Source organism: Duganella callida (assembly GCF_004614165.1).
Lineage (GTDB): Bacteria > Pseudomonadota > Gammaproteobacteria > Burkholderiales > Burkholderiaceae_D > Rugamonas > Rugamonas callida.
The window spans coordinates 1-10,051 of record NZ_SPVG01000175.1; the positions used below are offsets into that span (position 1 = coordinate 1).

Here is a 10,051-nt window from a genome sequence, read left to right on the forward strand (position 1 = left end):
CCAGGTGTCGGCGCACATCTGCTCGATGCCGCGCGCGGGCGCCCCAGCGCGCTCAGCAGCCGGGCGCGCAGCTGCAGATAGCGCTGTTCCAGCGCCTGCAGGTGCGGCCGCAGGCGGCTGGCCGGCAGCTCGACATAGTTCCACGAGATATAGGCGATGCCGAAGCCGAGCACGGTCGCGAGACCGAAGTTCAGCCACCAGTGCTGGTAGGCCGGGCCGAAGTGGGCCACCAGCTGCTGCAGCGGGAAGCCGTACAGGTACAGGCCGTAGGAGTAGTCGCCGCTGCGGATCAGCGCCACCTTGTGCGGGTTCAGCAGGCCGAGGTAGACGGTCAGGTAGGCCAGCGGCAGCGGCGCCAACAGCGCGCCTTTCTGCCACAGCAGCAAGCCCACGCTCAGCGCCACGGCGGCGGCGCACAGCGCCAGCGAGTGCGGCAGCCAGTCGCGGTACACATACGCGGCCACGCCATACAGGAAAGCCATGATCAGCGCCTGGCCCGGCACGAAGTCGGCGGCCGAATCGGGGCGCAGCAGGCCGCGCGCCAGGAAATACGCCTGGATCAGCGCCAGCACGACGGCAAAGCCGTAGCGGCGTCCGACCAGGCCGAACAGCGCCAGCAGCGACAGCGCGATGTAGCACTCGAGTTCCCACGGGATGGTCCACAGCTGGCCGTTGATGACGTTGGGGAAGGGATTGCTGGTGAACACGCCGGGCAGGGTGTAGTGGATCACGCCGACGATGTTGAGGAAGTAGGCGTGGAATTCCTGGCTGCTGAAATAGCTGGCCAGCGGCACCGTGGTCACCAGCGGCCCCAGCAGCAGCGCCGACAGTGTCACTTCCAGGAACAGCGCCGGCACGATGCGCACCACGCGCAGGCCTAGGAACATGAACAGGGTTTTGCAGCGCAGCAAACTGCCGGCCACGAGAAAGCCGCTGAGCGCGAAAAAGCAGATCAGGATCGAGCGCACCGGCACCAGCAGCAGTGCCGACAACGCGTGCGCGGCGTCGCGGCCCTCGCTCAGCACGTACGAGTGCCACAGGATGACGGACAGCGACAGGATCAGTCGCAGGTAATCGAAACCGCTGGCGCGGTTGTTGGTTTCAAGCATGCGCGCGGCAATGGTATGCTGCCCGATATCGGATGGCATGGTGAGGCTCCCTCGTAGTCAAAATAAGAAAAAGTCAGGATGACTATTGTACAGATTGCATTGCAACATTAGTATGTCTAAATATCGTAAACCGCGATTTTCTGTTGCCGCACATCAATTGCACTGAATGCATGAAACGTTGTAACATTGCCCACGCGGCAAGCCGGCGCCGGCCGGATGCCCGCAAAGAGGTTGCGACCCGCCCAGTTGCGCCAACCAATATTTGAAGAGGAGTGACTCGGAATGAAAGCAATGATACTTGCGGCCGGCAAGGGAACACGCGTGCGTCCACTGACCTATGATTTGCCCAAACCGATGATACCCATCCTGGGCAAGCCGGTGATGGCCTATCTGATCGAACATCTGGCCAAGTACGGCGTCAAGGAAATCATGGTCAACGTCAGTTACCTGCACGAGAAGATCGAGGATTATTTCGGCGAGGGGTATCAGTACGGGGTGCAGATCGGTTACTCGTTCGAGGGGTACACCAACGACCAGGGCGAGGTGGTGCCCCAGCCGCTGGGCTCGGCGGGCGGGATGAAGAAGATTCAGGAGTTCGGCGGCTTTTTCGACGACACCACGATCGTGATGTGCGGCGACGCCCTGATCGACCTCGACATCAAATCCGCGCTGTTCGAGCACAGGCGCAAGGGCGCGCTGGCCTCGGTGATCACGCGCGAGGTGCCGTGGGACAAGGTGTCCAGCTATGGCGTGGTGGTGGCCGACAAGGATGGCCGCATCCAGTCGTTCCAGGAAAAGCCCAGCCGCGAGGAGGCGCGCTCGAACTTCGCCAGCACCGGTATCTACATCTTCGAGCCCGAGGTGCTGGACCTGATCCCGAGCAAGGAAAACTTCGACATCGGCTCCGACCTGTTCCCGCTGCTGGCGGCCAAGGGGCTGCCGTTCTACGCTCAGCGCCGCGCCTTTAACTGGATCGACATCGGCACCGTCAGCGATTATTGGGAAGTGTGCCAGAGCGTGCTGATGGGCGAGGTGGCCCATCTCGACATGCCCGGCATCCAGATCAACGACGGCCTGTGGGTGGGCCTGAACACCAGCATCGACTGGGAAGGCACCACCATTGAAGGCCCGGTCTATATCGGCTCGGGCACGCGCATCGAGCGCAACGTGACCATCGTTGGCCCGACCTGGATCGGCAGCGGCAGCCATATCTGTAGCGGCGCCACGCTGCGCCGCAGCGTGCTGTTCGAGTACACGCGAGTGTTACCGAATGTTTCACTCGACGAAATGATCGTGTTTAAAGACTATAGTGTCGGCCGCGCCGGCGACATGAAGCACGTGTCGGAAGTGGATCCCGACGCCTGGGCCAATGCGCGTGACCGCCGCAGCAAGCGGCGGCTGGAAAAAAATATCGTCTCCATCCATAAGAGTGTTTAGTCCATGAAAATTTATCCTGTCATCCTGTCCGGCGGCGCTGGCACCCGTCTGTGGCCCTTGTCGCGCGCGGCCCTGCCCAAGCAGCTGCTGCCGCTGGTGTCCGAGCGCACCATGCTGCAGGAAACCGCACTGCGCCTGCGCGACCACGCCGAGCTGATGGCGCCGCTGATCGTCTGCGGCAACGAGCACCGCTTCCTGGTGGCCGAGCAGCTGCGCGAGATCGGCCTGGCGCCGCAGGGCATCCTGCTGGAACCGGTGGCGCGCAACACCGCGCCGGCGGTGGCCGCCGCCGCCCTGTTCCTGCAGGCGCTGGACCCGGAGGCGCTGATGCTGGTGCTGCCGGCCGACCACGTGATCACTGACGTGCCGGCGTTCCACGCCGCCATCGACGCCGCCGCGCGCGTGGCGCAGACGGGCCGCCTGGCCACCTTCGGCATCGTGCCGACCGCCGCCGAAACCGGCTACGGCTATATCCGTGCCGGCGCCGTCGTCGACGCCGGCGACGGCCAATGCTTCGCGGTCGAGCGCTTCGTCGAAAAGCCGGACCTGGCCACGGCGCAGGGCTTCCTGGCGGCCGGTAATTACTACTGGAACAGCGGCATGTTCCTGTTCCGCGCGGCCAGCTACCTGAGCGAGCTGCAGGAATTCCAGCCGGCCATGGCCAAGGCGTGCGCCGCCGCCGTCGAGCACAGCTACCGCGACCTCGATTTCTGCCGCCTGGACGAGGCCGCGTTTGCCGCCTGCCCGGCCGATTCGATCGATTATGCGGTGATGGAGCGCACCCGCCACGCGGTGGTGGTGCCGGCCGCCATGGGCTGGAGCGACGTCGGCTCCTGGTCGGCGCTGTGGGAAGTGCAGCCGGCCGACGCCCAGGGCAATGTCACGCGCGGCGACGTCTACCTGGACCAGGTCAGCGGCTCGCTGGTGCGCGCCGAAGGCCGCATCGTGGCGGTGGTCGGGGTGCAGGACCTGGTGGTGGTGGAAACCGCCGACGCGGTGCTGGTGGCGCACAAGAGCCAGGTACAGCGCGTCAAGCAGATTGTCGACCACCTGAAACAGCAGGACCGCACCGAGCACCTGCACCACACCAAGGTGTACCGGCCGTGGGGCTGCTACGAGGGCATCGACCTGGGCGAACGTTTCCAGGTCAAGCGCATCACCGTCAACCCCGGCGGCAAGCTGTCGCTGCAGATGCACCATCACCGCGCCGAGCACTGGATCGTGGTCAGCGGCACCGCCCGCGTGACCTGCGGCGACCAGGTCACGCTGCTGACCGAAAACGAGTCGACCTACATCCCGATCGGCATGAACCACCGGCTGGAAAACCCGGGCAAGCTGCCGCTGCACCTGATCGAGGTGCAATCGGGCAGCTATCTGGGCGAGGACGACATCGTGCGCTTCGAGGACGTCTACCAGCGCAGTTGAGCTGGGCCGAACCGGCCGCCTATGCTACAGTTTCTCGTAATCAATTAACCTGGGAGCGGAAACTGTTGCTGTTCAAAATCCTATGCGGCCTGTTCGGGCTGATCTGCAGCCTGGGCGTGGCCCAGGCGCAAATGGTGGCGCCGGCCGCTGGCTTGAAGCCGGCCCAGCTGGCGCTGGTGATCAACGACGACGAGCCCAACAGCGTCGAGGTCGGCGAATACTACCGCCAGGCGCGCAACGTGCCGGCCGAGAATGTGGTGCATGTGCGCCTCCCCGACCATCCGCGCAAGCTCGACGCGGCCCAGTTCCGCCAGCTCAAGGAGCACATCGACGCCCGTCTCGGCCCCCACATCCAGGCGGTGCTGATGGTGTGGACCGCGCCGTATGCGGTGGAGTGCAATGGCATCACCGCGGCCTACACGCTGGGCCTGGACAGCAGCCTGTGCGGCGCGCCGTGCGGGCCGGGCAAGCCGAATCCGTATTTCAACGCCGCCGGGCCGCAGCCCTACACCGAACACGGCCTGCGGCTGGCCATGCTGTTGCCGACCGACTCGGTGGACGGCGCCAAGGCGCTGATCGACCGCGGCGTCGCGGCCGGCTTCAGCATGCCGGCGGCGTCGGCCTATTACCTGACCACCAGCGAGACCGCGCGCAACAGCCGCGCGCCATTTTTCCCGCGCGCCGGCACGCTGCCGGCGCGCAAGCTGACCATCAAGCGGCTATCGGCCGACGTGCTGGAAAATGAAAAAGACATCATGATCTACCAGACCGGCATGGCGCGCGTGGCCCGGCTGGACACACTAGGATTTCTGCCCGGCGCGCTGGCCGACAGCCTGACGTCGTTCGGCGGCGACCTGCTGGGCAGCTCGCAGATGAGCAGCCTGCGCTGGCTGGAGGCGGGCGCCACGGCCAGCTACGGCACCGTGAGCGAGCCGTGCAATTACTGGCAGAAGTTCCCGCAGCCGACCGTGCTGCTGTCGCACTACCTGCGCGGCGCCAGCGCCATCGAGGCGTACTGGCGCAGCGTGGCCTGGCCGGCCCAGGGCGTGTTCATCGGCGAACCGCTGGCGGCGCCGTACCGCCGCTGAGCGTGGGGAGCGCCATTAGTCCGGCCGGACTAATGGCGCGTCATGATGCCGTCATGACGAAGTCTTAATATGCAAATTGCAAGCTTCGAAAACAATTTGTCCATATTGCGAGACCACTTCCGCCATGAAAAAAATCCTTCCCGCGCCAGCGCGCACCGTGCTGGCAGCCGCACTGCTCAGCGCCCTGTCGGTCCCGGCCTTCGCGGCCGATTCGGCACTTGTCATCAGCCAGGTGTACGGCGGCGGCGGCAACGGCGGCGCCAAATACACCAATGACTTCATCGAGCTGTTCAACCGCGGCGGCAGCGTGGTCGACCTGAACGGCCTGAGCGTGCAGTACGCCAGCGCGGCCGGCAGCAGCTGGCAGGTGACCAAGCTGGGCAACGTCAAGCTGCAGCCGGGCCAGTACTACCTGGTGCAGGAAGCGGTGGGCGCGGGCGGCACCGATCCGCTGCCGACGGCCGACGCCAGCGGCACCATCGCCATGAGCGCCACCGCCGGCAAGGTGGCGCTGGTCAACGGCACCGGCGCACTGAGCGGCACCGCGCCGACCGCCGGCGTGCTGGACTTCATCGGCTTCGGCGGCGCCAACTTCGCCGAGGGCACGGCCACGCCGGTGCTGAGCAACACCACCGGCGCGCTGCGCGCCAACGGCGGCTGCACCGACAGCGACAACAATGCCAGCGATTTCAGCATCGTCACGCCGGCCCCGCGCAATAGCGCCAGCGCGCTCAATGTCTGCGGCGCGCCGGTGGCGCCGCCGATCGTCGCCACCTGCCCGGCCAACGTCTCGCTGGCGCTGGGCGTGGCCGGCAGCGCCGACATCAGCGCCACCGATGCCGATGGCACCGTCAACAGCGCGGCGCTGACCTCGGCGGCCGTGCCCGGCATCAGCCTGGTCAACTTCGTCGCCGCGGCGGGCGCGGGCGGCACCGCCACCGCCAGCCTGAGCGTGGCGGCCTCGGTGCCGGCCGGCACCTATCCGCTCAGCATCAAGTTCGGCAACGACCAGGCGCAGGAAACCAGCTGCGTGGTCAGCGTCAAGGTGGCGGCCGCCGCCGGCGTGACCAACACCATCATGCAGATCCAGGGCGAGGGCCAGACCAGCCCGTTCGCCGGCACGGTGCAGACCACCGAGGGCGTGGTCACCGCCAAGGTCGGCTCCGGCTTCTTCATCCAGGACCCGAACGGCGATGGCAACCCGCTGACCTCGGACGGCATCTTTGTGTTCACCAGCGCCGCCAACATCGGCACGGTGCAGGTCGGCGACAAGGTGCGCGTCACCGCCGCGGTGGCCGAGTACACGCCGTCGGGCGCGACCCGCTCGTATACCGAACTGCAGAACGTCAGCGCCATCACCAAGCTCGCGGCCGGCCTCAGCGTCACGCCGACCAACGTCCAGCTGCCGCACGCGGACCTGGGCCAGGTGGAAGGCATGCTGGTGCGCTTCAGCCAGGCGCTGACCGTGTCGCAGCTGGAATACCTGGGCGACCGCGGCGAAGTCACGCTGTCCGCGGGCCGGCTGGAAATCGCCTCCAACCGCTACCGTCCACGCACGGCCGAGGCGATCGCCCAGGCCGCCGCCAACCAGCAAAACCAGATCATCCTCGACGACGGCATCTTCGTCACCCCGACCACCATCCCTTACCTGGGCGAAGACGGCTCGCTGCGCGCCGGCGACACGGTGTCGGGCCTGACCGGCGTGGTCGATTTCGGCGCCAAGGGCGGCGGCGGCGCCGGCTTCAAGCTGCAGCCGACCGCGGCGCCGGTGTTCTCGCAGGACAACCCGCGCAGCGCGCCGCCGGCGCTGGTGGCCGGCAACGTCAAGGTGGCCAGCGCCAACGTGCTGAACTACTTCACCACCTTTACCGACGGCACCGATATCGAGGGCCACAGCGGCCAGGGCTGCGCGCTCGGCAGCAGCGTCGCCAAGTCCAACTGCCGCGGCGCCGACAACCTGAACGAGTTCAATCGCCAGAGCGCCAAGATCGTCGGTGAGCTGAAGGCCATCAACGCCGACGTCTACGGCCTGATGGAAATCCAGAACAGCGGCGAGTACACGGTCACCAAGCTGGTCGACCTGCTCAACGAAGCGATCTCGCCGGGCACCGGCGTCAAGACCTATGCGGTGGTGCCGAAGCCGGCCGCCACCGGCACCGACGCCATCCGCGTCGCCATGATCTACAAGCCGTCGGTGCTGACCCTGGTGGGCAGCGCGCTGTCCGACGCCGATGCGATCAACAACCGGCCGCCGATGGCGCAGACCTTCAAGACCGCCGACGGCGTCAAGTTCTCGCTGGTGGTGAACCACCTGAAATCGAAGGGCAGCTGCCCGACCGGCGGCGGCGCGGACGCCGACCAGAACGACAGCCAGAGCTGCTGGAACGCCACCCGCGTGCAGCAGGCCAACCGCCTGGTCAACACCTTCGTGCCGCAGGTGGTGGCGGCCGCCGGCGATCCGAAAGTGCTGCTGATCGGCGACTTCAACTCGTACGGCATGGAAGACCCGATCGCCGCCATCACCGCCACCGGCTTCGTCAACCAGCTCGAGCGCTTCGTGCGCGGCGGCGGCGCCATGCCGTACTCGTTCGTGTTCAACGGTGAATCGGGCTATCTCGACCACGCGCTGGCCAGCGCCGCGCTGAGCCCGCAGGTGGTCGATGCGGCCGAATGGCACAACAACGCCGACGAACCGCCGGTGATCGACTACAACACCGATGGCAAGCCGCAGGACAAGTACACCAGCGCGCCGTACCGCGCGTCCGACCACGATCCGGTGGTGATCAGCCTCAACCTGCAGGCGCCGTACAGCGACGTCAGCGCCCGCGTCAAGGCGGTCAGCTCGGGAGCGATCCTGAACCGTGTCACCAACAAGTGGAACGCGACGGTGACGCTGACCAACACCAGTGGCAAGGCCATCGACGGCCCGCTGCAACTGGTGTTGAGCGGCCTGCCGGCGGGCGTGACCCTGGCCGGCGCCAGCGGCGAGCACAACGGCGCGCCTTACCTGACGGTCAACAGTGGCCTGGCGGCCGGCGCGACGGTCAGCGTGGCGGTCAGCTTCAGCAAGACCGGCAGCGCGGCGATCAGCTACACCCCACAAATTTTCAGCGGCACCTTTTAACCGGTAAGGAAAGACCAACATGCACACCCTGATGAATTTGCGCCGCGGCGCGCTGGCGCTGGCCCTGAGCGCCCTGGCCAGCCTGGCTTCCGCGGCGACCTACCACATAGAACTGGATACCGCGAGCCTGGTGGCGGACTACGGCAGCAGCGGCTGGATCGACCTGCAGTTCAACCCGGGTCCTGGCAACACGCCGTGGGCGGCGGTCACGCTGAGCGACTTCTCCGGCTTCGGCGATGCCGCCAGCGCCCAGCTCAACGGTGACGTCACCGGTTCGCTGGCGGGCGGCTACACCCTCGCCAACACGAGCGACTGGAATGACCTGTTCCACGCGGTCAATTTCGGCGGCAAGATCGGCTTCAACGTCAGCTTCAGCGGCGCCGCCGACCCTACGGAGAAGGCCAACCAGTCGACCTTCTCGGTTGGCCTGATGAACTCGGACGCCAGCGCCTACCTGGGCACGACCGACGCGTCGGGTTCGCTGCTGCAGCTGAACTGGACCGCCGGCCTGGTGGCCGACCAGGGCACTGTGGCGGCCGCGCCACTGCTGAGCACGCCGACCTTGCCGGCGCTGGCCGCGCCGGTGCCGGAACCGGAAACCTGGGCCATGCTGGCCGGCGGCCTCGCCTTGCTGGGTCTGGCACGCCGCCGCAAGCCAGTCTAAGCCCATCCGGGGTCAGTTCTGCCAATCGCACACAAGCCCAACCGTAGCTTGCGCTACGGTTGGGCTCGTGTGCGATTGGCAGAACTGACCCCGGATTTCATTTATATCGGCAAGCTCTGAATCGGCCAGAGAAATCATATTAGTAAAGCCAGATTGCTTAATGCATAGTATTTCCTTTAGAGGGGACGCTATGCCAGCCGCCAATATACTCATCATTGAAAGCATGCCCGCGATCCAGGAGCTGATGGCGCTCAACCTGGGCCTGGCGGGCCACCATATCAGCCGCGCGCCGGACGCCGAAACCGCCTTGCTGATGCTGGAAGACCAGTTGCCCGATCTGCTGCTGCTGGACTGGAATCTGCCCGGCCAGTCGGGCTTGTCGCTGGTGCGCCGCCTGCGCGCCCACAGCCGCACGCGGTTTCTGCCGATTATGATGGTGACCGCCCGCTGCGGCGAACCCGACAAGATCATGGCGCTCGAAAGCGGCGCCGACGATTACATGACCAAGCCGTTCAGCCCGCGCGAGATGCTGGCGCGCGTGCACGCGCTGTTGCGTCGCTGGCATGCGCACGACAACGCCGGCGCGCCGTTGCAGCTGGCCGGCCTGCGCCTCGATCCCGGCACCCAGCGCGTCACCGCCGGCGCGCGCGAGCTGGCGCTGGGCCGGGTCGAGTTCAAGCTGCTGAATTTTCTGATGAGCCACCCGGAGCGCGTGCACACCCGCGCGCAACTGCTCGACCAGGTGTGGGGCAACGCCGCCGAGGTCGATGAGCGCACGGTCGACACCCACGTCGGCCGCCTGCGCAACGCGCTGCAGCCGTGCGGCTGCCGTCAGCGCATCCAGACCGTGCGCGGCAGCGGCTACCGCTTTGTCGCGGCGCAGGCGTGAGCATGGAACAGCTGGTCATTTTGAGCAAGCTGGAGCAGGAGTATCTGCTGCACGCGATCGAGGCCGCGCTGCCGCTGCAGGACGCGCGCCAGTTCTTCCTGTGGACGCAGGGGCCGCTGCAGGCGCTGCTGCCGCACCAGGTGATGGTCTGCCTGCAGTTCGGCGAGCAGGATGAGCTGCGGCACGTGGAATGCCTGCACAGCACGGTGCTGGACGTGGCCCTGCGCGAGCGCCTGAGCCACCGCGACGATGGCCTGGCGCTGCGGCTGGCGCGCCACCGCCGCCAGCTGCCGCGCCTGCCGGCCTGGCTCTGTC

7 protein-coding genes and 1 pseudogene are annotated in these 10,051 nt (G+C 66.6%); 7 read left to right on the forward strand and 1 reads right to left on the reverse strand.

The window, feature by feature from the left end:
- Positions 1-1,148, reverse strand: a 1,148-nt coding sequence (locus E4L98_RS16965) for an acyltransferase family protein (protein WP_135202730.1), incomplete at its 3' end; no start/stop codon positions are given.
- Positions 1,149-1,391: 243 nt separating this feature from the next.
- On the opposite strand from E4L98_RS16965, the gene E4L98_RS16970 reads away from it, so the two are divergent.
- The 7 genes and pseudogenes from E4L98_RS16970 to E4L98_RS17000 all read left to right on the forward strand — a co-directional run.
- Positions 1,392-2,546 (forward strand): nucleotidyltransferase family protein, encoded by a 1,155-nt coding sequence (locus E4L98_RS16970; RefSeq protein WP_135202731.1) that lies wholly within the window; start codon positions 1,392-1,394, stop codon positions 2,544-2,546.
- Positions 2,547-2,549: 3 nt separating this feature from the next.
- Complete coding sequence (locus E4L98_RS16975; RefSeq protein ID WP_135202732.1) at positions 2,550-3,971, forward strand: mannose-1-phosphate guanylyltransferase/mannose-6-phosphate isomerase; 1,422 nt, start codon at positions 2,550-2,552, stop codon at positions 3,969-3,971.
- Between the two features lie 131 nt (positions 3,972-4,102).
- A complete protein-coding gene (locus E4L98_RS16980) occupies positions 4,103-5,059 on the forward strand; it encodes a TIGR03790 family protein (RefSeq protein WP_135202736.1) in 957 nt (318 codons plus the stop codon).
- Between the two features lie 124 nt (positions 5,060-5,183).
- Positions 5,184-8,183, forward strand: coding sequence for an ExeM/NucH family extracellular endonuclease (locus E4L98_RS16985; RefSeq protein WP_135202733.1), 3,000 nt, complete (start codon positions 5,184-5,186; stop codon positions 8,181-8,183).
- 19 nt (positions 8,184-8,202) lie between these two features.
- Positions 8,203-8,847: an NF038129 family PEP-CTERM protein gene (locus tag E4L98_RS16990; protein WP_135202734.1), complete on the forward strand. Its 645-nt coding sequence runs from the start codon at positions 8,203-8,205 to the stop codon at positions 8,845-8,847.
- Between the two features lie 190 nt (positions 8,848-9,037).
- Complete coding sequence (locus E4L98_RS16995) at positions 9,038-9,736, forward strand: winged helix-turn-helix domain-containing protein (protein WP_135202735.1); 699 nt, start codon at positions 9,038-9,040, stop codon at positions 9,734-9,736.
- Positions 9,737-9,738: 2 nt separating this feature from the next.
- Positions 9,739-10,051, forward strand: a pseudogene (locus E4L98_RS17000) (helix-turn-helix transcriptional regulator); the annotation flags it as partial.